Origin of the sequence: Magnetospirillum sp. 15-1 (genome assembly GCF_900184795.1) — a bacterium.
In the GTDB taxonomy this organism is placed as follows: Bacteria; Pseudomonadota; Alphaproteobacteria; order Rhodospirillales; family Magnetospirillaceae; genus Phaeospirillum.
In genome coordinates, this window is record NZ_FXXN01000023.1 from 141,701 (window position 1) to 163,262 (window position 21,562).

Annotated in this window: 19 protein-coding genes; 8 read left to right on the forward strand and 11 right to left on the reverse strand. The window is 66.3% G+C overall.

Going from position 1 to position 21,562, the window contains the following annotated elements; all coding sequences use genetic code 11:
* Window positions 1-34 precede the first annotated feature (34 nt).
* Window positions 35-745, forward strand: coding sequence for a TetR/AcrR family transcriptional regulator (locus tag CP958_RS10205; protein ID WP_096701860.1), 711 nt, complete (start codon window positions 35-37; stop codon window positions 743-745).
* Window positions 746-814: 69 nt separating this feature from the next.
* Window positions 815-1,102, forward strand: coding sequence for a hypothetical protein (locus CP958_RS10210; protein ID WP_096701861.1), 288 nt, complete (start codon window positions 815-817; stop codon window positions 1,100-1,102).
* A gap of 61 nt (window positions 1,103-1,163) precedes the next feature.
* Here the strand turns inward: CP958_RS10210 and CP958_RS10215 are convergent, their stop codons facing one another.
* The 5 genes from CP958_RS10215 to CP958_RS10235 form a co-directional block, all read right to left on the reverse strand.
* The gene (locus CP958_RS10215; protein WP_096701862.1) at window positions 1,164-2,207 is read right to left on the reverse strand and encodes a TIM44-like domain-containing protein; all 1,044 of its coding nucleotides are present in this window, start codon (window positions 2,205-2,207) and stop codon (window positions 1,164-1,166) included.
* A gap of 71 nt (window positions 2,208-2,278) precedes the next feature.
* On the reverse strand, window positions 2,279-3,394 hold the full coding sequence (gene prfB, locus CP958_RS10220; RefSeq protein WP_096701863.1) for a peptide chain release factor 2: 1,116 nt from the start codon (window positions 3,392-3,394) through the stop codon (window positions 2,279-2,281).
* Window positions 3,395-3,482: 88 nt separating this feature from the next.
* Entirely contained in the window at window positions 3,483-3,974 is a 492-nt protein-coding gene (locus CP958_RS10225; RefSeq protein WP_096701864.1) for a periplasmic heavy metal sensor, read from the reverse strand.
* Window positions 3,974-4,288 (reverse strand): hypothetical protein, encoded by a 315-nt coding sequence (locus CP958_RS10230; protein WP_096701865.1) that lies wholly within the window; start codon window positions 4,286-4,288, stop codon window positions 3,974-3,976. The genes CP958_RS10225 and CP958_RS10230 overlap by 1 nt, the downstream gene beginning before the upstream one ends.
* Window positions 4,285-4,881 (reverse strand): RNA polymerase sigma factor, encoded by a 597-nt coding sequence (locus CP958_RS10235; protein WP_242442832.1) that lies wholly within the window; start codon window positions 4,879-4,881, stop codon window positions 4,285-4,287. Before CP958_RS10235 ends, CP958_RS10230 begins: the two co-directional genes overlap by 4 nt.
* Window positions 4,882-5,267: 386 nt before the next feature.
* Here CP958_RS10235 and CP958_RS10240 point away from each other — a divergent pair, with 386 nt between their 5' ends.
* Both CP958_RS10240 and CP958_RS10245 read left to right on the forward strand, forming a co-directional pair.
* Window positions 5,268-6,272 carry an EF-hand domain-containing protein gene (locus CP958_RS10240; RefSeq protein ID WP_096701867.1) on the forward strand — a complete coding sequence of 335 codons (1,005 nt, stop codon included), beginning with the start codon at window positions 5,268-5,270 and terminating at the stop codon, window positions 6,270-6,272.
* Between the two features lie 137 nt (window positions 6,273-6,409).
* Complete coding sequence (locus CP958_RS10245) at window positions 6,410-7,279, forward strand: suppressor protein (protein ID WP_096701868.1); 870 nt, start codon at window positions 6,410-6,412, stop codon at window positions 7,277-7,279.
* Here the strand turns inward: CP958_RS10245 and CP958_RS10250 are convergent, their stop codons facing one another.
* Complete coding sequence (locus tag CP958_RS10250) at window positions 7,280-7,921, reverse strand: COQ9 family protein (RefSeq protein WP_096701869.1); 642 nt, start codon at window positions 7,919-7,921, stop codon at window positions 7,280-7,282.
* Between the two features lie 162 nt (window positions 7,922-8,083).
* On the opposite strand from CP958_RS10250, the gene rpsU reads away from it, so the two are divergent.
* Window positions 8,084-8,287, forward strand: coding sequence for a 30S ribosomal protein S21 (gene rpsU, locus CP958_RS10255; protein ID WP_002726599.1), 204 nt, complete (start codon window positions 8,084-8,086; stop codon window positions 8,285-8,287).
* Between the two features lie 189 nt (window positions 8,288-8,476).
* A complete protein-coding gene (locus tag CP958_RS10260; protein ID WP_096701870.1) occupies window positions 8,477-10,519 on the forward strand; it encodes a nitrate- and nitrite sensing domain-containing protein in 2,043 nt (680 codons plus the stop codon).
* Between the two features lie 284 nt (window positions 10,520-10,803).
* On the opposite strand, the gene CP958_RS10265 is transcribed toward CP958_RS10260, so the two are convergent.
* The 3 genes from CP958_RS10265 to CP958_RS10275 all read right to left on the reverse strand — a co-directional run bounded on the left by CP958_RS10265 (window position 10,804) and on the right by CP958_RS10275 (window position 15,056).
* Window positions 10,804-11,799 carry a cytochrome-c peroxidase gene (locus CP958_RS10265; protein ID WP_197706385.1) on the reverse strand — a complete coding sequence of 332 codons (996 nt, stop codon included), beginning with the start codon at window positions 11,797-11,799 and terminating at the stop codon, window positions 10,804-10,806.
* Between the two features lie 247 nt (window positions 11,800-12,046).
* Entirely contained in the window at window positions 12,047-13,456 is a 1,410-nt protein-coding gene (pntB, locus tag CP958_RS10270; RefSeq protein WP_096701872.1) for a Re/Si-specific NAD(P)(+) transhydrogenase subunit beta, read from the reverse strand.
* Between the two features lie 10 nt (window positions 13,457-13,466).
* Window positions 13,467-15,056, reverse strand: a complete 1,590-nt coding sequence (locus CP958_RS10275) for a Re/Si-specific NAD(P)(+) transhydrogenase subunit alpha (RefSeq protein ID WP_096701873.1) — start codon at window positions 15,054-15,056, stop codon at window positions 13,467-13,469.
* 345 nt (window positions 15,057-15,401) lie between these two features.
* Here CP958_RS10275 and CP958_RS10280 point away from each other — a divergent pair, with 345 nt between their 5' ends.
* On the forward strand, window positions 15,402-16,244 hold the full coding sequence (locus CP958_RS10280; protein WP_096701874.1) for a DUF3108 domain-containing protein: 843 nt from the start codon (window positions 15,402-15,404) through the stop codon (window positions 16,242-16,244).
* A 111-nt stretch (window positions 16,245-16,355) separates the two neighbouring features.
* Window positions 16,356-18,509 carry a methyl-accepting chemotaxis protein gene (locus tag CP958_RS10285; protein WP_096702042.1) on the forward strand — a complete coding sequence of 718 codons (2,154 nt, stop codon included), beginning with the start codon at window positions 16,356-16,358 and terminating at the stop codon, window positions 18,507-18,509.
* 10 nt (window positions 18,510-18,519) lie between these two features.
* On the opposite strand, the gene CP958_RS10290 is transcribed toward CP958_RS10285, so the two are convergent.
* Both CP958_RS10290 and CP958_RS10295 read right to left on the reverse strand, forming a co-directional pair.
* A complete protein-coding gene (locus CP958_RS10290) occupies window positions 18,520-19,542 on the reverse strand; it encodes a fumarylacetoacetate hydrolase family protein (protein ID WP_096701875.1) in 1,023 nt (340 codons plus the stop codon).
* A 210-nt stretch (window positions 19,543-19,752) separates the two neighbouring features.
* Window positions 19,753-21,540, reverse strand: coding sequence for a M3 family oligoendopeptidase (locus CP958_RS10295; protein ID WP_096701876.1), 1,788 nt, complete (start codon window positions 21,538-21,540; stop codon window positions 19,753-19,755).
* Window positions 21,541-21,562 lie beyond the last annotated feature (22 nt).

The following is a 21,562-nucleotide window of genomic DNA, read 5'->3' on the forward strand; positions in this document are numbered from 1 at the left end:
TGTTACATTACGTCATTACTTGGCGTAGGGGGGAATGATGGATAGCAGCGACGCAGGCCTTGGCCCGGCTTTCACCCAGGAACACCCTCGCCCCGCGACCTTGCCGACCAGTGACAAGGTCCGCCGCCGCCTGCCCCGCAAGGAGCGGGAAAAGCTGATCGTCAACGAAGCCATCCGTTTTTTCGCCGAGGTGGGTTTCGAGGGACAGACCAGGGCGCTGGCCGACCGGCTGGGCGTCACCCAGCCCCTGCTCTACCGCTATTTCCCCGACAAGGAGGCCCTGATCGAACGGGTCTACCGCGAAGTCTTCCTCAATGGCTGGGAACCCACCTGGCTGGAGACCATTCAGGACCGCTCCCGCCCCCTGGCCGACCGGCTGATCGATTTCTACCTAGCCTATACGCGGGCTAATTTCAGCTACGAGCGGGTCAGGCTGTTCATGTTCGCCGGTCTCAAGGATGGTTCCATCGCCAGCCGCTACATGCTGCATGTGCGCGACCAACTGTTCGTACCGCTGTGTCGGGAATTACGGGCCGAACTCGGCCTGGACAGCGGCGCCCCGATCAACCTCGAGGAGATCGAGATGGCGGCGGGGCTGCACGGCGCCATCGCCTATGTGGGAGTACGCCGCTGGGTCTACCACGCCCAGACGCCCGCCGACCTGACGCCGGTGTTCACCGAACTGGTGCGGACCTACCTGACGGGCATCGCCGACAGTTACCGACGCTTCGCCCCGGCCAAGTAAGCGAAAGCGCTTGCCAGCCGCCCCCAGGGACGCTACCAGTCGGTGGCAATCCAGAGGGGGATTTCGAGCATGCGCAAGGCAGTTCTGGCCGTTACCGTAACCCTGGCCCTGGGGGCCTGTTCCAGCACGCCCATGCCGCTGGTTCCCGATACGCCCGAGGGTCCCGCCAGCTATGTCTGCTACAGCACCTGGCTGTCCGAGCCCGACGAGGTCCGCGCCATCGCCGAACGCCAGTGCCGCCGCGCCGGCATGGAAGTGCGCGGCCTGATGGGCCAAAGCTGGGCACCGTTGAAATGCGGCTTCGTGACGCCGGAGGTGGCGGCCTTCCGCTGCGGCCGCGCCGGCTACGGGTACTGAGCGAACCACAAAAAAAGCCCCCGGCCTCGCGGTCGGGGGCTTTTTCATGCCTGTGCGCCTGTTACTGAACCTGCTGCACCGCCGACAGCAGCCAGCGGCCGCCGTTGGAGCTGCGCACGAAGGTCCAGGCCTCGGTATGCGTCACCGTGGCGCTCGGATTGCCATCGGCCACGGCGCCGGTATCGAGGCGCACCATGTAGTCGTTGCACGAGAAGGTCAGGATGGCGGTCAGGTAGTCGAAGCCGCCCTCGCTCCACGACTCGCTGACGTCCCCCTTCAGCAGGGCGACGTTCTCCACCTTGTTGGCCACGCCCTCGCTGGCGTTGCGGCTCATATCCTCGGACAGGAACGACACCACCTCGGGGGTGGCGAAGCGCTTCAACTGCATCAGATTGCCGTCGCTCCACGCCTTCTGCACGCCCAGCAGGATTTCGGTGAAGGCTTCCTGATCACCACCCGAGGGGGCGAATTCCCGCTCGATGCGCGGCTGGGCCGGCGCGGCGGCGATCATCGGCTCCACATGCTCGCCGTGGGTGGCGCGCATATAGGGATTGCCCTGGGCGGGGCCGACGGCGGAGGGCGTGCGGCTGCGGAACAGGCGGAACGCCAGCCAGGCCAGCCCGCCGATGATCGCCAACTGGAGCAGCAGCCCCAGGAAGCTGGCACCGGGCGCCACGTCGGAGGCGGCGGCCAGGGCCGGCGAGTGACCGAACAGCATGGAGCCGATGCCGGCGCCGACCAGACCGCCGGCCAGACCGGCCATGAAGGGATTGCGCTGGAAGAAGCCGGGCTGGCCCATGGGAGCCCCCATGGGGGCGGTCGGGCGCAGGGCCGAGGCGCCGGCACCGGCCGGAGCCAGCGGGGCCGCATCCACCGCGCCGGGACGCGGCGCCGCCTGGGGCGGCGGCGGCGGGCCGGCCGGCCGGGTCTGCGCCGGGGGCGGCGCCAGCGTGCGCTCCATGGGCGCGTCGTAGGTCCGCGAGCCGCGCGAGCCGAAGCTGCCGCCGCTGGACTTGGAAGTGCTGCCCGCCTTGGCCAGGGCGTCACCCGCGCCGGCCAGAGCCAGCACCAGGGCCACCACGGCCGAAATCACCACATGCCTCATCTTATTCCTCCCAAGGAATCACTCCCATGTTATAGGGCGGCCCGAGCGGAAAGCAAATCGGCTACGAAAATTTAACCCTGATCGGCCTCGCCCTGGACACGGGCCGCCAGGGAGGCGGCCATGAACTGGTCCAGGTCACCGTCGAGCACCCCCTGGGTGTCCGAGGTCTCCACATTGGTGCGCAGATCCTTGACCATCTGGTAGGGCTGCAGCACGTAGGAGCGGATCTGGTGGCCCCAGCCGATGTCGGTCTTCTGGTCCTCCAGCGCCTGGGCGGCGGCCTCGCGCTTCTGCAGCTCGGCCTCGTACAGGCGGGCGCGCAGCATGTCCCAGGCCCGCGCCCGGTTCTGGTGCTGCGAGCGCTCCATCTGGCATGCCACCGCGATACCGGTGGGAATGTGGGTGATGCGCACCGCCGAATCGGTCTTGTTGATGTGCTGGCCACCGGCGCCGGAAGCGCGGTAGGTGTCGATGCGGCACTCGCTCTCGTTGATCTGGATGTCGATGGTGTCGTCGATTACCGGATAGACCCAGGCGGAGGAGAAGCTGGTGTGGCGCCGCGCCGCGCTGTCATAGGGCGAAATGCGCACCAGCCGGTGCACGCCGCTTTCGGTCTTCAGCCAGCCATAGGCGTTGTGGCCGAGGATGCGCACCGTGGCCGACTTGATGCCCGCCTGTTCACCGGCGCTCTCTTCCAGCCATTCCACCTTATAGCCGTGCTTCTCGGCCCAGCGGGTGTACATGCGCAGCAGCATCTCGGCCCAGTCCTGGGACTCGGTGCCGCCGGCGCCGGCATTGATTTCCATATAGCAGTCGTTGTGGTCGGCCTCGCCCGAGAGCAGGGTCTCCAGCTCCATCTTGCCTGCACGTTCCTTGAGGACGCGGACCTGCTCCTCCGCGTCGTCGACCACGCTCTGGTCGCCTTCCATCTCGCCCAGCTCGATCAGCTCGAGCAGCTCGGCCAGTTCGCGCTCCAGGGCGCGGCAACCTTGAATGGCGCTGTCCAGTTCGTTGCGCTCGCGCATGATCTTCTGCGCGCTGGCGGCATCGTTCCACAGGTCGGGATTCTCGGCCGAGGCGTTCAGCTCGTCGAGCCGCATCAGCGCCTCGTCCCAATTGAGATGACGCTTCAACAGGGCGGCCGACCGCCGGATATCCTGGGCGAGCGCCTCGATCTCGGCCCGCATGGCTGTTCCCCTCGGGTAATGTGGAGGCGCCCTTTGTAAGGAAGTCCGCCCGGACTGGCAACCTGAGAGATTCTGGCGACCCGAGAGATTAGCGCGGCGGCGGAGGTCCGTCGCCTTGCGGCGGCGGTCCGCCCCGGGAGGGATGCGGCGGACGCCAGCGGGCGATGGCATGGCGGCCTTCCGCCGACATGGCGGAGGCGGCTTCGATGATCACCTCGGCGATGGCGTCATCCTCGGCACGATGGGCCCGACGCCCCTCGGCCAGCACGGCGCGCAGGGCCTCGGGGTCGAAATCGGGCGCGGCCAGCGCCGTGCCGACCCGTTGCGGCACGCCGATCCAGATGCTGTGCTGATACTCCACCTCCTGGGCCCGCCGCCGGGCGGCGGTCCGCAGGATGGCGGCATCGGCGGGCGGCAAATCGGCCGCCATCCGCTCGACCAGATGCAGCGGGCTGGGCGGACCGCCGCCGGGGCCGCGCGGCGGCGGCCCCGGCTCGCGCATGACCAGGACGGTCCCCAGGAAGACGTTGAGAGCCAGAGACACCGGCAAGGCCCAACGGGACAGAAATGCGCGCCCCATCAATAATCCAGCCCCGTGTAATAGGTTGTGGAGAGCATCTGATCCAAAACGACCACCTCGGTGGTCGGGCGCAGATCCTGGCCGACCACGATGCCCAGCAGGGCGGCGGCGGCCATGGGCAGGGCGAAGCGCGACACCGGCAGCAGACAGGCGGCCAGCCATTCCCCGAATCCCCGCGAGGAAACGGCCACCGGACTCCGCTGCTCGTCCAGGCGGGACATTACCCGGTCCATGACGCGGGCGGCACGGTCGGGCGCCACCTCCACCGGCGGCACCAGCCTGCGCATCAATTCGTCCAGATCATCGGCACTCATGTCACGTCTCCAATGCCCCTGATCCCCAGACGGGCCAGGGCGGTCCTCAGACTGCGCTTGCCCCGCACCAGCAGAGCTTCCATGGCGGTCAGCGACAGCTCCAGCACCCGCGCGGCCTCGGGGGCGGTCAGATCGCTGAAATAGTATAGCGACAACGCCTGGCGTTGTCTGGCGGGCATCTCGGCCATGGCCGTCGAAACCAGCCTTTCCCTCTGGCGGGCCATGGCCCGGTCCAGACCGCCCGGCGCGGGGTCGGCCGGGTCTCCCGCCTCCTCCACCGCCACGAACCGCACCCGGCGCAGGCGGTCGAGGCTGGCGTTCAACACCACGCGGTAGAGCCAGGTGGAAAACTTGGCCTCGCGATCAGACTGCCAGCGCTCCGCCATGGTCCATACCTTCAAGAACGCCTCCTGCACCACCTCGTCGGCGTCGTCGGGATTGCGGAGAACCCGGGTGGACAGGGCCAGCATGGCGCGGACATGGCGCTCCATCAGCCGCTGGAAGCTCCGGCGGTCTCCTTGAGCGATGGCTCGCAGCAGATCATCGTCACTGGCCGTATCCACCTCGGGATACGGCCGCCCACCCCGATCCAAACCACCTCCGCGACAACCGTCTTCGCAAGATTGTACGGACCGGGGCGGACGATCCATGCGGAAAATCATGCGCCCACCCGGCAGAAACTGCCGACCGGCCCGGCAGAAACTGCCGGGATAGCCGAAAACGAGGGAAGGGAAGCCGCAGACATTTCACACCAAATCAACGAGTTATACCGATACGGCGTCTTGGCCCCCGGCTTGCAGCGGCACAAATTGAACAGACATCACGACGCCACACAGGAATACTGTGGCGCGTTATGCATTTTCAAGAAAAACATAAGAAATAATTTTTCATTTTTCCGCGCATGGAAAGTATATCCCGCAGCGTGGAACGACTCGACCGGAATTACATCCGCTCAGTTTATGACTGATGGAGAGTCGCTATGTTACACGGACTAGGCACATCCGCCTCATCATCCGCACAAAATCTAAGTTCTATATTCAAGAAGCTTGGCACCAACTCCGACAACTCGGTCAACCGCACCGAGTTCATCGCCGGAAAGCCCGACGATGTCAGCGAGGATCAAGCCGGCGCCCTGTTCGACAAGCTGGACTCGTCGGGCAGCGGATCACTGAGCCAAAGCGACCTTACCTCCGCCTTCCAGCAGATGGCGTCCAGCATGCAATCCGTGCTGCTGCAGTCGCAGGAGGTCGACCAGAACGGCAACCAAGGCGGCGGCCACGGCGGACCGCCCGACTCCGAACAGATGTTCAAGGATCTGGACACCGATTCCGACGGCACCGTCACCCGCGACGAGTTCGTGTCGGGACGCCCCGACGACGTCAGCGAGGATCAGGCCGGCGCCTTCTACGACAAGATCGCCTCGGCGGCCGGGGCGGATTCCTCCTCCGGGCTCAGCCAGGACCAGTTGGCCAGCGGCCTGCAGGCCATGGGGCCGCCGCCGCCGGACTCCGGCTCAAGCTCGGATTCGTCCTCCGACAGCACCTCCACCGACGACAAGCTGCTCGAGCAGTTGCTCGCCATGCTGCAGTCGCAGACCTCCTCCACCTCGAGTTCCGGCAACGCCACCGACCCGTCCAAGATGTTCGAGAACCTGGACAGCGACGGCGACGGGACGGTGACCCGTTCGGAATTCGTGTCGGGACGCCCCGACGACGTCAGCGAGGATCAGGCCGGTTCGTTCTACGACAAGATCGCCTCGGCGGCCGGAGCGGATTCCTCCTCCGGGCTCAGCCAGGACCAGTTGGCCGAGGGCATGAAGAAGGCCGGGCCACCCGACGGCGCCGAGCAGACGGCGGCCAGCCAGACGACCTCGTCGTCCCAGTCCTCCAGCAACGACCAGCTGCTGCAGGAACTGCTCAAGGCCATCGGTTCCTACCAGAAGGCCAACCTGCTCAGCGTCGGCAACACCAGTCTGGCGGCGTGACCGACAACCGCCACCGGATTGGATATCGCCCCCCATGCCGGTTACCCCTTTCGGCATGGGGGTACTTTTTTTCGCAGGGAACGGCGACGCCCCCGCGTTGAACCCGACAGAACCCTAATCTCAGAAGGAGATCGGCCATGTCCATCGCATCCGTCGGGAACCAGTCATCCATACAATCGATGCTGCTGACCGACCTGAAAAAGAACGGCCTGTCGTCCGAGGTGGCGTCCCAGGTGGGATCGGAAATCGATTCCGTCTTCCAGTCGCAGTCCTCGTCGTCGGGCACGCCCCCCTCCCCCACCGACGTGCGCGCCGCCATCGAGGCCAAGCTGAAGGAGGATGTCTCCTCCGGCTCGCTGACCCAGGAGCAGGCCGATGCCGTGGTCAAGGCCCTCGACGAATTCGAGAGCCAGATTCAGCAATCGGGCGGCCCCAGCGGCAGCCAGAGCGCCGGTGGCAGCCAAAAGGGCCCCGACGCGGCGGAACTGTTCTCCAAGCTCGACAGCGACGGCGACGGCAAGGTCACCCGTGACGAATTCGTCTCCGGGCGCCCGGACGACGTCAGCGAGGAAGATGCCGGAAAGTTCTACGACAAGATCGCCGAGAACAGCGGCGGCGACGGCAGTTCCGGCCTCAGCCAGACCCAGTTCACCACCGGCCTGCAGAACGCCGGACCGCCCTCGGGCGGCGGCGGCGCCTCGGGCGCCCCTCCGGCGGGCGGTGGCGGCGGTGGCGGGGCGGCCGGCGGCAGTTCCAGCGGCTCGTCCGACGAAGTGGTTTCGGTCACCACCACCACCTCGGCCGACGGCACCAAGACCACCGTCACCAAGTATGGCGACGGTTCCAGTTCCACCTCGGTGTCCTATGGCCAGGCGGAAGGCGGCTCCAGCGCCGACAAGCTGCAGAAGATCCTCAAGTCGCTGACCGAGGGCGATTCCGATTCCAAGGACACGGCGTCCTATCTGAACAAGCTGCTGTCGGGCGGCCTGATCGACACGGTCGCCTGATCAGGCGCGCGGCAGGGGCACCTTGAAACGGTGCATCAGGGCGGCCTTGCGGCCGCCCACCAGCCCCTCGAGCTTCTGGCGCAATTGCGGCAGCGAACGCACGTCGGCCAGACGGCGCCGCAGGAAGCCCCAGGTGTCGGCGGAATTTTCCGACTCGTCGTCCAGCCAATACAGCAAGGTGGCGGAATAGACCGCCGCCAGGGTGGCGCGCTTGGAATACCACGAGAAATCATGAGACCGGTCGCCCACCGCCAGCCAGACGGCATCGGCGGTGCCCCAGGTCAGGCGCGCCGCCAGGGGCAGGTTCCGCGGCAGGGCCAGCAGCGAGGTGGCCCGGCGAATGGCCTCGCGGTGCTCGCTCCAGCGATCCAGCCGCAGCTTCACCGCCAGGAACACCCTCTCCCCCACGCCACGGCCGTCCAGACCGGCTTCGGCCAGATCGGCCTCCATGACCCGGTTGGCGTGATCCACCAGATGGGCCACGGCGTCGATGGCGCCCCTGGGGAACAGGCGGGGCAGCAGCGCCCGCTCCAGCCCCAGGTCGTCGGCCGCCGCCGCCAGGGTGCTCTGCGACCAGCCGTCGAAGGCGGCATGAGGCAGCATGGCGGTCACCAGGGCATCCTTGAGCGGACGCGATTCCATTTCCAATTCTCCTCGGCGGCGGACAAATGTATTTTCCGGTTATAGAACCTCGCCTAACCCCTTCACAAGGGGGCGGCACTGTGCTATCAACCCTCCTCCCCGGACGGCAGGAATGTCGTGCGTAGGGAGGGTTTTCCAAGCGTAGAGGAGCGGTGGCGAAACGTGCAAGTTCTCGTTCGTGACAACAATGTCGATCAGGCCCTGAAGGCGCTCAAGAAGAAGATGCAGCGCGAGGGGGTTTTCCGCGAGATGAAGCTTCGCAGGAACTACGAAAAGCCGTCCGAGCGTCGCGCCCGTGAAAAGGCCGAAGCCGTGCGCCGTGCCCGCAAGCTGGAGCGCAAGCGCCTGGAGCGCGAGGGCTTCTAAAGACTCGCTTTCGGCCGCACCGGAACAGGGGCGGCCGGACTGGAAATTCAAGCGTCGCCATCGCTGGCGCCACGGTCTTGTGCTGTGGCGCTTTTCCGTCTTTGTCTATTGCCTAATGGCAGCTTGCCCCCGACGCACTATGCCAGTACCGTAAGTATGGGATTGGGCTGTAGAAGGGGGAATTGGGCTATGGAATTGCTGCGTAATCTTAGGATTGGGCGACGAATTCTTCTAGCCTTCCTTCTTCCGGTCTTCGGCCTCGTCGCCTTCTCGGGCTATGTCATCGTGCTGCGCTGGCTGGTGGTCAACGACACCAGCGGCCTGATCCGCATGGCCACCATGGCCAACGGCGTCAGCGCCGTCGTTCACGAACTGCAGAAGGAGCGCGGCTCCTCGTCGCTCTATGTGGCCAGCGGCCGAAAGCAGTTCGGCGACCGGGTGGAGGCCCAGCGCAAGCTGTCGGACGAGGCCGCCAGGCGGTTCGAGGAGCAGAGCGGCGACGCCGCCGTCCTGGGTCCGGATTTCGCCGCCTCGCTGGTCAAGGCCCGCGACGCCCTGGCCGGACGCGCCAAGCTGCGGGCCGACATCGAGTCGGGAGCCGTGGACCGCAACGGCCTGTTCCAGGCCTACACCGCCCTGATCAAGGTGCAGTTGGACATGGTGGGCCAGATGGCCCGCCTGACTCCCGACAAGAAGGCCGCCGAGGCGGTGGGCGCCTATCTCGCCTTCATGGAGGCCAAGGAACGGGCCGGACAGGAGCGCGCCACCGGTTCGGCCGGCTTCGCCGGCACCTTCGACCCGCTGATCTATCGCCGTCTGGTGTCGCTGATCGCCGACCAGGAAATGCTGTTCGCCCATTTCATCCGCACCGCCTCGCCCGAGCTGGTGGCCTTCTTCCGCGAGAAGATGGGCGACCCGGTGATCGCCGAGGTCAATACCATGCGGGAAGCCGCCCATGCCAAGGCGCTGTCCGGCGGCGAAGGCGTCCCCGCCCCCAAATGGTTCGAGGCGACCACCAAGCGCATCGACCTGATGAAGGTGGTCGAGGACCGTATCGCCGCCGATCTGGTGACCTGGGCCACCAAGACCAGTTCGGACGCCCAACTGTTCCTGTGGGCGCAGATCATCGCGGTGATCGGCGGGCTGGGCGTCACCTTCGCCGCCGCCGGCGTGCTGGCCAAAGGCATCACCGGCCCCATCGCCCACATCACCAGTTCCATGAGCCGGCTGGCCACCGGCGACACCTCCATCACCGTCGAGGGGCTGACCTTGCCGACCGAGGAAGGCGAGATGGCCCGCGCCGTCGAGGTGTTCCGCAACAATCATCTCGCCGCCGAGAAACTGGCCGCCGAACAGGCCACCGAGCAGGAGGCCAAGGAGCGGCGCCGTCAGGCCATCGAGCAACTGACCGCCGCCTTCCGCCAGGAGGTGTCGGGCGCCCTGGCCGCGGTGGGCGACGCCACCCGCCTGCTGGACAATTCCGCCAATTCGCTCGGTTCCTCTGCCCAGAGCATGGAAGGCCACGCGGCGGCCGTCGCGGCGGCGGCCGAAGAGGCCAGCATCAACGTGGAAACGGTGGCCGGCGCCGCCGAGGAACTGGCCGCCTCCATCAACGAGATCAGCCGTCAGGTCGCCACCTCGGCCCAGGTGTCGCACGAAGCGGTGGCCGAGGCCGAACGCACCAACGCCCTGGTGCACGGTCTGGCCGATGCCGCCCGCAATATCGGCGAGGTGGTCACCATGATCGGCGACATCGCCGGCCAGACCAATCTGCTGGCCTTGAACGCCACCATCGAGGCGGCGCGTGCCGGTGAAGCCGGCAAGGGCTTCGCCGTGGTCGCCAACGAGGTCAAGAACCTCGCCACCCAGACCGCCAGGGCCACCAGCCAGATCACCGAACAGGTGGGCGCCGTCCAGTCGGCCACCGATCAGGCGGTCTCGGCCATCCAGGGTATCGGCGCCATCATCGAGCGCATCAACCAGGTCTCGTCGGCCATCGCCACGGCGGTGGAGCAACAAGACGCCACCACCCGCGACATCGCCCGCAACGTCTCCGAGGCGGCGGAGGGTACCCGCGAGGTCTCGCGCCACGTCACCGACGTCACCAGCGAGGCGGGGGAAACCGGCAAGACCGCCACCGACGTGCTGGGCGCCGTCCAGGCCCTGGGGCGCCAGTCGGACAGCCTCAACACCTCGGTCCAGCGCTTCCTGGCGGGCGTGGAGAGGGCGTAGACGCGTTGCCTCCTTGTGGTGCTTCCGCCCCAAACCCCGATGGGGAGGCACAGCCTCCCCATCCCTCCCGCTTTTATGAGATTAGAGCGGCGCGCCTCAAATATGAGGCGGGCCGCTCCAGCGCCCGTTGAGGGCGCGGCCAAGGGCGCGGATGCGCCCGCCCGGCGAGGGACCTATAGCGTGATGCACATTTTGGGCATCACGCTATAAAGCACTGAAGGTGCGGAAGCTGCGCTTCCGTGCGGAGGCGGGCGGCAGCCCGCTCGCAACGCGATCCCTTCCGCCTACTTGTCGAAGGGTACCGGACGGGGCGTGGCGTCCGAGGACGGCGGCAGGATCGGCAGCTTGAAGCTGGGCTGATCGCCGGTCAGGGTCTTGAGGAAGGCGACGATCTTGCCGTTCTCGTCGTCGGTGAACTGACGGCCCAGCTGGATGCGGCCCATGGTGTCCACGGCCTGCTTCAAGGTGGCGGCCTCGCCGTCGTGGAAGTAAGGATAGGTCAGTTCGACATTGCGCAGCGTCGGAACCTTGAAGTTGAAGCGGTCGGTCTCGTCCTTGGTCACCGCCACGCGGCCCTCGGCCGGGCTGTTGGCCTTATAGGCCTCGACCACACCCATCTTCTGGAACGAATTGCCGCCCACCGCCGCGCCGTTATGGCAAGCGGTGCAGCCGGAATCCTTGAACAGGGCATAGCCGGCCAGTTCGGCCGCGGAAAGCGCCTTCTTGTCGCCCTTCAGCCACTTGTCGAAGCGGGAATTGGGAGTGACCAGGGTCTCCTCGAAGGCGGCGATGGCCTTGGTGACCTCGTCGATGGTCACCTTGTCATTGCCGAACACCGTCTTGAATTCCGCCACGTAGCCGGGAATGGACTGCAGCACCTCGACCGCCAGTTCATGGGTGAAGGCCATCTCGCCGGGATTGGCGATGGGGCCACCCGCCTGAGCCTTCAGGTCCTTGGCCCGGCCGTCCCAGAACTGGGCGACGTTCATGCTGGAATTCAGCACGGTGGGGGCGTTGATCGGCCCCTTCTGCCAGTTATGGCCGATGGAGGTCTTCAGATTGTCGGTGCCGCCCAGCGACAGGTTGTGGCAGGAATTGCAGGAGATGAAACCCGACTTGGACAGGCGGGTGTCGAAATAGAGCTTCTTGCCCAGTTCGGCCAACCCGGCATCCTTGACCTTGGCGGGTGGAATGGGCTGGATCGGCTCGGATGCCGCCAGGGCCGGCAGCGCCTGCACCCCCAGAAAAAGGGCGAGCGAAAGCGTCATGCGTCTGATCATGGCATGGTTCCCCTGATGTGGATTGTCAGAACGTGGCCGCCCCTCGGGGGACTTCCCCCCGCTCCTGCCCGCTCTCTCCATCCGGCGGAGCCCGAGGCACGAACACCCAGCCATACTCACAACTTTTCTGTGGGTATGGAAGATGTATTTAGAATTCTTCTAACTCAAAACCATAGACCTATGCCCAAAGCAAAACGGCGGCCCCCCTCTCGGAAGGCCGCCGCCTTGATCGCGGAACGGAAGGTGCCTACGCCTTCAGCGCGGTCAGCACCTCGTCCAGCATCTTCTTGGCGTCGCCGAACAGCATCCGGTTGTTCTCCTTGTAGAACAGCGGATTGTCGACGCCGGCATAGCCCGACGCCATGGAACGCTTCATGACGATGGAGGTCTTGGCCTTCCACACCTCCAGCACCGGCATGCCGGCGATGGGGCTGTTGGGGTCCTCCTGCGCCGCCGGATTGACGATGTCGTTGGCGCCGATGACCATGGCGACATCCGTCTCGGGGAAGTCGTCGTTGATCTCGTCCATCTCCATGACGATGTCGTAGGGCACCTTGGCCTCGGCCAGCAGCACGTTCATGTGGCCGGGCATGCGGCCCGCCACCGGATGGATGCCGAAGCGGATGTTGATGCCCTTCTCGCGCAGGTGCTTGGTGATTTCGTAGACCGTGTGCTGGGCCTGGGCCACCGCCATGCCGTAGCCGGGAACGATGATCACGCTCTTGGCCTCCTTCAGCAGCTCGGCGGTCTCGGTGGCGCTGACCGGGATGACCTCGCCGGCCGGCTGGCCGTCGGACGCCGCCGCCACCGTGCCGCCGCCGGTACCGAAGCCGCCGGCGATGACGCTGATGAAGTTGCGGTTCATGGCCCGGCACATGATGTACGACAGGATGGCACCCGACGAGCCCACCAGGGCGCCGGTGACGATCAGCAGGTCGTTGTTCAGCATGAAGCCGGTGGCCGCCGCCGCCCAGCCCGAATAGCTGTTCAGCATGGAAACCACGACGGGCATGTCGGCGCCGCCGATGGCCATCACCATGTGGACACCGAAGGCGAGCGCGATCAGGGTCATGATGATCAGGGCGAAGAAGCCGCCGCCGACGCTTTCGGCGTTGAGGAAGCCCTTGCCGACCCAGATCACCACCAGCAGGCCGGCCAGATTGAGGAGGTGACGGCCGGGCAGCAGCAGCGGCTTGCCGCCGATCTTGCCCGACAGCTTGCCGAAGGCGATCAGCGAGCCCGAGAAGGTCACGGCACCGATCAGGATGCCGATATAGATCTCCACGTCGTGGATGGTCTTTTCCGCGCCCACAAAGGTGTGGGCGGTGTCGATATAGCTGGCGAAGCCCACCAGGCAGGCGGCCAGGCCGACCAGCGAGTGCATCAGGGCGACCAGTTCGGGCATCTGGGTCATCTGCACGGTGCGGGCGGCGTAAAGGCCGACCGAGCCGCCGATGGCCATGGCGATGACGATCCACGGCACGCCGGCCCAGGTGACCTGGGGACCGAACACGGTGGCGATCACCGCCAAGGCCATGCCGATCATGCCCAGCACGTTGCCGCGACGCGAGGTCTCGGGATTGGACAGACCGCCCAGGCTGAGGATGAACAGGATGGTGGCACCGATATAGGAAACGGTGGCGAGACTTGCGGACATGGTGCCCCCCTTACTTGCGGAACATCGCCAACATGCGCTTGGTGACCGCGAAGCCACCGAACATGTTGATCGAAGTGAGAATGATGCTGATCACCGCCAGCAGGCCGATCCAGAACCCGGGGCGCGAGATTCCCTCGCCCAGCGGCGGGGAAATCTGGACCAGGGCGCCGATGACGATGATCGACGAGATGGCGTTGGTGACGCTCATCAGCGGGGTATGCAGCGCGGGGGTAACGTTCCAGACCACCATGTAGCCCACGAAACAGGCCAGCACGAACACGGTGAAGTGGCCCAGGAAGGCCTCGGGGGCATTGGCACCCACGAACCAGAAGGCCAGGGCGCCGATGCCGAAGGTGATGGTCAGGGACTTCGGGGACATGGGCTCGCCGGCACCGTGACCGTGGCCGGACTTCTTGGCCGCCACGGGGGCGGCGGAGGCGGCCTTGGGGGCGGGCGGCGCCGGCAGCACCAGAGGCGGCGGCGGCCAGGTGATCTCGCCCTCCTTGATGACGGTCAGGCCGCGGATGGCATCGTCACCCATATTGACATCGATGACGCCGTCCTTGGTCTTGCACAGCTCCTCGGTGAGGCGCAGCAGATTGGTGGCGTAAAGCGTCGAGGCCTGCTTGGACAGGCGGCTCGGCAGGTCGGCGTAGCCAATGATGGTCACGCCATGGCGCACCACGACCTCGCCCGGCACGGTCAGCTCGCAATTGCCGCCCTGCTCGGCGGCCATGTCGACGATGACGCTGCCGGCGCGCATGCTACTCACCATCTCGGCGGTGATCAGCCGGGGAGCCGGCTTGCCCGGAATCAGGGCGGTGGTGATGATGATGTCCACCTCACGCGCCTGCTGGGCGTACATCTCGCGCTGGGCGGCCTGGAAGCCCTCGCTCATGACCTTGGCGTAGCCGCCGCCGCCCGAGCCCTCTTCCTCGTAATCCACCTTGACGAACTCGGCGCCCATGGACTTGACCTGATCGGCCACCTCGGCGCGGGTGTCGTTGGCGCGCACGATGGCACCCAGGCTGACGGCGGTGCCCAGCGCGGCCAGACCGGCCACGCCGGCGCCGGCGACAAAGACCTTGGCCGGCGGAACCTTGCCGGCGGCGGTGATCTGGCCGGTAAAGAAGCGGCCGAACTGATTGGCGGCCTCGACCACGGCGCGGTAGCCGGCGATATTGGCCATGGAGGACAGGGCGTCCATCTTCTGGGCGCGGCTGAGCTGGCGCGGCACGCAGTCCATGGCCAGAACGGTGATCTTGCGGGCGGCCAGGGCCTGCATCAGCTCGGGGTTCTGGGCGGGCCAGATGAAGCCGATCAGGGTGGTGCCTTCCTTGATCAGCGCCACCTCGTCCATGGAGGGAGCACGCACCTTGAAGACCATATCGGCGGCGGTCCAAAGTTCGGCCGCACTCTTGGCGATGCTCGCCCCAGCCGCCACATAGGACTCGTCATCGAAATTGGCCAGGGCACCGGCCCCCGTCTCGACCACCACGGAGAAGCCGAGCTTGATCAGCTTCTCGACGACATCGGGAACCGTTGCCACCCGCTTTTCGTTGGGGAACGTTTCCCTTGGAACACCAATGGTCAGAGACATGGCTTCTCCTTGTTCGCTGTTACTGCGTTTGCCTTACATTTTTGGGAAAACAATGCCCTCTGGCCAGCGGTTTGCCAAGCCCGATCTGGTTTGAAAATCAGTCGTTTGAAGGAATTCCATCCGATTACCGCCCACCGGAGGCCCGCCCCATCATGCCGCACCGCAACATGGCTTTGTCACCTACACCACCTGGCTGCCATGGACGAGGTGGAAAAAGGTACCTATGGCCTCCGGGTGGCGGGTCGGTGGGAGGCACCGCCACCCCTTGGGGTGGGGCCGCAACATGACCTTCATCAAGGAGAATACGGCCCCGCTCCACCACACTCTCCGGGCGGGACAGGAGGGATGATGGCCAGGACCATATGGGCGTTGGCGGCGATGGCGGGAGCCGGCCTGTGGCTGGCGGCGGCCCCGGCCCGCGCCGAACCGGCGGGCTGGCGCTACGAGATCATGTGGGGCGGCTTCCATGCCGGCGACATGGCCGTCACCCGCGAGCAGCGCGGTCCGTCGGTACGCACCGGCATGACCATCCGCACCGTGGGGCTGTTCGACAAGATCCTGCGTCTGCGCTTCTCCGCCGAGGGCGGCGGCCAGGAGGCCGGGGCCGGCGAACTGGGCTCCGAGCATTATCAGACCCACTTCCGCAATCGCCATCAGGAGCAGATGCTACGCGTCCTCTATGGCGGCGGCGAGGCGGTCACCGTGCTGGACGAGGTGCTGGCGGTATTCTCGCCGCCCCCCGAGGACGACGAGCCCGCCCCCGCAGTGCCGCCAGAGGCCCGGCGGGGCGTGCGCGACCCGCTGACCAACGTGGCGGTGGTGGGCCGCAAGGCGCGCCAGGCCGTCAGCGCCGGCGGACCGGCCAGTTTCCGCGTGGCGGGCTATGACGGCCGCCGGGCCTATGATTTCGACGTGACGGTCAAGGGCACCGGACGGATCGATATCCACGGCCGGGAATTCGAGGCCATCGAGCTTGCCATGGTCCTGCGGCCGGTGGCCGGGTTCAAGCCGCGCTTCCAAAAGATGTGGGCCGGCGCCGAATACACCGTGCATATCGACCCGGAGACCCTGCTGCCGCTGCGCATCTACACCGACAGTTTCGCCGCCGCCACGGTGATCAATGCCGTCGAGCCCTGCCGAGTGGCGGCCGAGCACTGCGCCCCGCTGCTGGCGGCCGGCGACCCCTGATCCGACCGATATCGGAATCCTTGTATCCCACCGTTCTCGCATATTAGGCTGATGGAAATCACCGAACGGATGCGCCGGCCAGAACCGGATGCACCATGGGAGGCAATGGTCATGGGAATGCTCGATGCCCTTTCGGGGCTGCGGATCACCACCCGTCTGTGGCTGCTGGGCGGCCTGCCGCTGGCCGGGCTGGCCGTGGTGTTCATCGCCGATTCCGTGCAGATCAAGGACCAGATGGTGGCGGCGCGCGAGATCAAGCTGCGCCACGTGGTGGAAACCGCCTCGGGCGTGCTGGAGCATTACGCCGAGGAGGCCCGCCAGGGCCGCATGAGCGAGGATGACGCCAAGGCCGCCGCCAAGGCCACGATCAAAGCCATGCGCTACGACAAGGCCGAGTATCTGTGGATCAACGACATGGGCAAGCCGGTCCCCAAGGTGGTGATGCACCCCGTCTCGCCGCAGTTGGACGGCAAGGTGCTGGACGATCCCAAGTTCAACAAGGCCACCACCATAAGCCCCGGCACCTCGCGCAAGGTAGCCGAACCCCTGCATGGCGCCAACCTGTTCGGGGCCTTCGTCACCGTGGTCGAACGGGCGGGACAGGGCTATGTCACCTATGATTGGCCCAAGCCAAAGGAAGGCGGCGGCAGCACGGCTGAAACCTACGAAAAGCTTTCCTTCGTCAAGGGGTTCCCCCCCTGGGGCTGGCTGATCGGCTCGGGCGTCTACATCGACGACATCGACAGCGCCTTCAAGGCCGAACTGGCGGAGCGCGGCATCCTGCTGGCCGCCATCCTGGCGGTGGTGGGCGGCCTCGGCCTGCTGATCACCGGCAGCGTCTCGTCGGGCTTCCAGGCGCTGCACCACGACGTCGACAGATTGCAGGCCGGAGAATCGGGCGGAGCCATGCGGCTCAGCCCCGATCGCCGCGATGAGTTCCGTCAGGTAGCCGAGGTGCTGCGGGAAATGGCCGAAACCCGCCAGCGTCTCGACGCCGCCGAGCACGAGCGCCAGGGTGCGCAGCGCAAGGCCGAGCACGAGCGCTTCCTCATGCAGCGCGACATGCTGCGCTCGCTGGTCCAGGCGGCCATGCTGGGCAACGAGGCGATGATCACCCTGTCGCGCATGAAGCGCGAGATCGACATGTCCACCACCGAGGTCGGCCGCATGGCCCAGGCGGTGGAGGAGATGCGCGCCTCCATCCAGGCCATCAACGCCGATTCCTCCCAGGCCGCCCAGGGCGCCGGTCAGGCCGGCGAGGCGGCGGTGACCGGCCTCAACGCCAGCCAGGAGGCGCTGTCGGCCTTCGAGCGCATCGTCGCCGCCGTCAACGCCGCCGGCCGGAAGGTCCAGGGCCTGGCCGAGGCCTCGGCCCAGATCGGCGAGATCGTCACCGCCATCGAGACGGTGGCCGGCCAGACCAACCTTCTCGCCCTGAACGCCACCATCGAGGCGGCCCGCGCCGGCGAGGCCGGCAAGGGCTTCGCCGTGGTGGCGGGCGAGGTCAAGAATCTCGCCAACCAGACCGCCAAGGCCACCATCGACATCCGGGCGCGCATCGTCGGGCTGCAGGACGAGATGGGCTCCATCGTCGGAGCCATCGGCGAGAGCACCGGAGCCGTCACCGAGGGGCGCTCCCTGGTCGGCGCCCTGGGCGAACGCCTGCACGGCATCGCCGATCAGGTGGGCTCGGTGCAGACCAGCATGACCACCATTTCCCACGTGCTGGAGGGGCAATCCCATACCGCCGGCCGATTGGCCGACGGCACCACCCAGGTGGTCAGCCTGACCGAGGCCAACAACCACCTGCTGGGCGACGTCTTGGAGGCCATGGGCCGCATGAGCCAGCATCTGGACGCCCAGGTGGGCAATTATGCCAAGCTGGGCTCGGGCGCCCTGCTGGTGGAGATCGCCAAGAACGACCACATCGCCTTCAAGCGCCGGGTTCTCGACGGTGTGCTGGGCCGCACCGAACTGAAGGCCGACGGCGTGCCGGACCACCACAACTGCCGCCTGGGCAAGTGGTACGACGCCATCACCGACCACAGCATCTCGGGCAAGCCGGCCTATTCCAATCTGGTGACCCCGCACCAGGAGGTCCATGCGGCAGCCAAGCGGGCGCTGACCCATGCCGCCGCGGGCGACCTGGACGCCGCCTTCGCCGCCATCGACGACATGAACAAGGCCTCGGTGTCCGTGGTTTCCATGCTTGAAACCCTGGCCACCGAACTGGCCGCGATGGAAGAGGCCCGGATGGCGGGGTAATCCCCGCCCCTTAAGCGCCGATCACGTTCCTGAGCAGGCCGATCTCGGCCACCTCGGTTTCCATCACGTCGCCGGGCTTGAGGAATTCCGGCGGATTGCGCGCCCCACCGATGCCCGACGGCGTGCCGGTGGCGATGATGTCGCCGGGCTCCAGCGTCAGGACGCGGGAGAGGTCGGCGATCAGGCGCGGCACGGAAAAGCGCATCTGATCGGTGCTGGCCGATTGCTTGACCACGCCGTTGACCCGGGTCTCCAGATGCAGCCCCCGCCAGTCCAGGTCCGAGGCCGGAACCAGCCACGGTCCCATGGGGCCGTGGCCGTCCAGGCTCTTGCCCATGAACCATTGCCCGCCGGACTTCTTGTGCATGATGTCGCGGGCCGAGGTGTCGTTGATCACCGTGTAGCCGTAGACGTGCGCCATGGCGTCCGCCTCGGCGATGGCCTTGCCGCGCCGGCCGATGATCACCGCCAGTTCGCATTCCCAGTCGATGGCGGTGGAGACCGAGGCGTCGTAGGGAATGGGATCGTAGGGACCGTTGACCGTCCCCACCCCCTTGGTGAAGAACACCGGACGGTCGGGCGCCTCGGCGGACGAGCCGCGCATGGCCTGACCTTCCTTATAATGGTCGATATAGTTGAACCCCACCGCGTAGATGTTACGGGTCGGTGCCGAAATGGGTGACTGCAGCCAGACCTCGGACACCATGGGGCCGTCATCCGGTCCCTCGAGCATCAGTCGGCGGGCCTGGGCGAGGCCGCGCTCCCCGGCGGCGATCAGCGACACCATGCTGCCCGGATCGAACAACAGACGCAGGCCGCAACGGCGGGCGGCGGTTCCCAGATCGACCACCCGGCCCGATCCCTTGACCACCCCGACCCGAGGCACCCGGCCGGGCACGGAATAGGTGATCAGACGCAATTTACCGGCGGCGGAATTGGGGATCGGCCCACCCGCCTGGGCGGCGGAGAACAGTATCGCCCCCACCGCCGTCCCGATTCCGGCGGCCATGACCCCGCGACGAGACGCACCCATTCGATCCCCCCCCGTATGGAAATATCACCGTTCCACTGAGAGGCTCGAAGTATACCTACACCATTTGAGCAAAGCCCATTATACGAAATGCAACCATGGCGAAGCCATTGGTTATTGACATATGTCATGGGAGGGGCAGACCACCCCCTACCCGCCTATTACGTTCCGGAACAGGCCGATCTCGACGTTTCCGGTCTCCATCACCTCGTCCTACATCGCTTCCAGCTCGTCGATGAAACCGATGACCACATCCAGGCCCTGGCGCCAGAATTGCGGGTCGCCGGCGTCCAGGCCGAAGGGGGCCAGCAGGTCCTGGTGACGCAGCGTGCCGCCGGCCCGCAGCATGTCCAGGTACTTGGCCGGGAAATCGGGAATGCCGCCCTTGGCATAGACCGAATACAGCGAGTTCACCAGGCAATCGCCGAAGGCATAGGCATAGACATAGAACGGCGAATGGACGAAGTGCGGGATGTAGGTCCAGAAATGCCGGTACTCGTCGTGGAAGCGGAAGGCCGGGCCCAGGCTGTCGGCCTGCACGCTCATCCACAACTCGCCGATGCGCTCGGGCGACAGTTCGCCCCGGCGGCGCTCGTCATGCAGCAGGGATTCGAACTCGTAGAACGCCACCTGGCGCACCACGGTGTTGATCATGTCCTCCACCTTGGAGGCCAGCATGATGCGGCGGCTCTTGGGCGAGGTCTCGCGCTCGAGCATGGCGCGGAAGGTCAGCATCTCGCCGAACACCGAGGCGGTCTCGGCGAGCGTCAGCGGCGTGTCGGACATCAGGGGGCCCTGCACGCCGGCCAGCACCTGATGCACGCCGTGCCCCAGTTCGTGGGCCAGCGTCATCACGTCCCTGGACTTGCCCAGGTAGTTGACCAGCAGATAGGGGTGCACCGACGGCACGGTCGGATGGGCGAAGGCGCCGGGCGACTTTCCCGGACGGACGGGGGCGTCGATCCAGTTGTTGTCGAAGAAGCGCTTGCCCACCGCCGCCATGTCGGGCGAGAACGCCCCATAGGCGCCCAGCACCGTGTCGCGGGCCTGTTCCCAGGTGTACTTGCGGTCGTCGTCGTCGGGCAGCGGGGCGTTGCGATCCCAGTAATCCATCTTGTCGACGCCGAACCACTTGGCCTTCAGCGCGTAGTAGCGGTGCGACAATTGGGGGAAGCAGCCCTTCACCGCCGCCACCAGGGCGTCGACCACCCCGTCCTCCACCTGATTGGACAGGTTGCGATAGGATTGCGGGCGGGCATAGGCGCGCCACTTGTCCTCGATCTCCTTTTCCTTGGCCAGGGTGTTGGTGATCAGCGCGAACAGCGGCACGTTGTCGCCCAGCACCTTGCCGAGCGATTTGGCGGCCTCCTTGCGCCTGGCGCCGTCCTTGTCGCTGAGGCAGTTCAGCACCTCGGCCGAAGTCACCTCCTGGCCGCCCAGGGGAAAGCGCAGACGGGCCATGGTCTCGTCGAACAGCCGGTTCCAGGCCGCCGTGCCGACCACGTGCAGCTCGTGCAGCATCTTCTCGGCCTCATCGGAAAGCTGGTGCGGGCGGAAAACCCGCAGGTCGCGCAGCCAGGGACCGTAATGGGCCGCCTCGGGCGCCTTCAGCTTCTCGGCCAGCACCGCGTCGTCCAGCCGGTTGATCTCCAGGGTGAAGAACAGGGTATGGGTGGAAATATCGGTGACCCGTTCCTGCATGCCCTGGTAAAAGCGGCCGCGTTCGGAATCGGAGACGTCGCCCGAATAGAGCAGCTGGGCAAAGGACATGACGCGGTAGAGGATCTGGCCGATACGCTCGTACTCGGCGATGGCCGCCCCCAATTCCGCGCCCGCCAGCCCGGCCAGCTTACCGGCATAGGCGGCCTCGAAGGCCTGGGACGCCGAATCGGCCGCCCGCAGGTCGGCCTCCAGCTCCGGCGAATCCGGCGCGGGATAAAGATCGGAAAGGTCCCACTCTGGGAGGGTGCCGAGATCGTTGGCCGATGCTACAAAGGTCATGCGCTGTCTCCTTGTTGCGACA

Bases quoted from the DNA above. Each gene is read 5' to 3' on its own strand.
- CP958_RS10205 (WP_096701860.1), top strand. From the start codon at position 35: ATGATGGATAGCAGCGACGCAGGCCTTGGCCCGGCTTTCACCCAGGAA.
- CP958_RS10210 (WP_096701861.1), top strand. From the start codon at position 815: ATGCGCAAGGCAGTTCTGGCCGTTACCGTAACCCTGGCCCTGGGGGCC.
- CP958_RS10215 (WP_096701862.1), bottom strand. From the start codon at position 2,207: ATGAGGCATGTGGTGATTTCGGCCGTGGTGGCCCTGGTGCTGGCTCTG.
- prfB (WP_096701863.1), bottom strand. From the start codon at position 3,394: ATGCGGGCCGAGATCGAGGCGCTCGCCCAGGATATCCGGCGGTCGGCC.
- CP958_RS10225 (WP_096701864.1), bottom strand. From the start codon at position 3,974: ATGGGGCGCGCATTTCTGTCCCGTTGGGCCTTGCCGGTGTCTCTGGCT.
- CP958_RS10230 (WP_096701865.1), bottom strand. From the start codon at position 4,288: ATGAGTGCCGATGATCTGGACGAATTGATGCGCAGGCTGGTGCCGCCG.
- CP958_RS10240 (WP_096701867.1), top strand. From the start codon at position 5,268: ATGTTACACGGACTAGGCACATCCGCCTCATCATCCGCACAAAATCTA.
- CP958_RS10245 (WP_096701868.1), top strand. From the start codon at position 6,410: ATGTCCATCGCATCCGTCGGGAACCAGTCATCCATACAATCGATGCTG.
- CP958_RS10250 (WP_096701869.1), bottom strand. From the start codon at position 7,921: ATGGAATCGCGTCCGCTCAAGGATGCCCTGGTGACCGCCATGCTGCCT.
- CP958_RS10260 (WP_096701870.1), top strand. From the start codon at position 8,477: ATGGAATTGCTGCGTAATCTTAGGATTGGGCGACGAATTCTTCTAGCC.
- CP958_RS10265 (WP_197706385.1), bottom strand. From the start codon at position 11,799: ATGATCAGACGCATGACGCTTTCGCTCGCCCTTTTTCTGGGGGTGCAG.
- pntB (WP_096701872.1), bottom strand. From the start codon at position 13,456: ATGTCCGCAAGTCTCGCCACCGTTTCCTATATCGGTGCCACCATCCTG.
- CP958_RS10275 (WP_096701873.1), bottom strand. From the start codon at position 15,056: ATGTCTCTGACCATTGGTGTTCCAAGGGAAACGTTCCCCAACGAAAAG.
- CP958_RS10280 (WP_096701874.1), top strand. From the start codon at position 15,402: ATGATGGCCAGGACCATATGGGCGTTGGCGGCGATGGCGGGAGCCGGC.
- CP958_RS10285 (WP_096702042.1), top strand. From the start codon at position 16,356: ATGGGAATGCTCGATGCCCTTTCGGGGCTGCGGATCACCACCCGTCTG.
- CP958_RS10290 (WP_096701875.1), bottom strand. From the start codon at position 19,542: ATGGGTGCGTCTCGTCGCGGGGTCATGGCCGCCGGAATCGGGACGGCG.
- CP958_RS10295 (WP_096701876.1), bottom strand. From the start codon at position 21,540: ATGACCTTTGTAGCATCGGCCAACGATCTCGGCACCCTCCCAGAGTGG.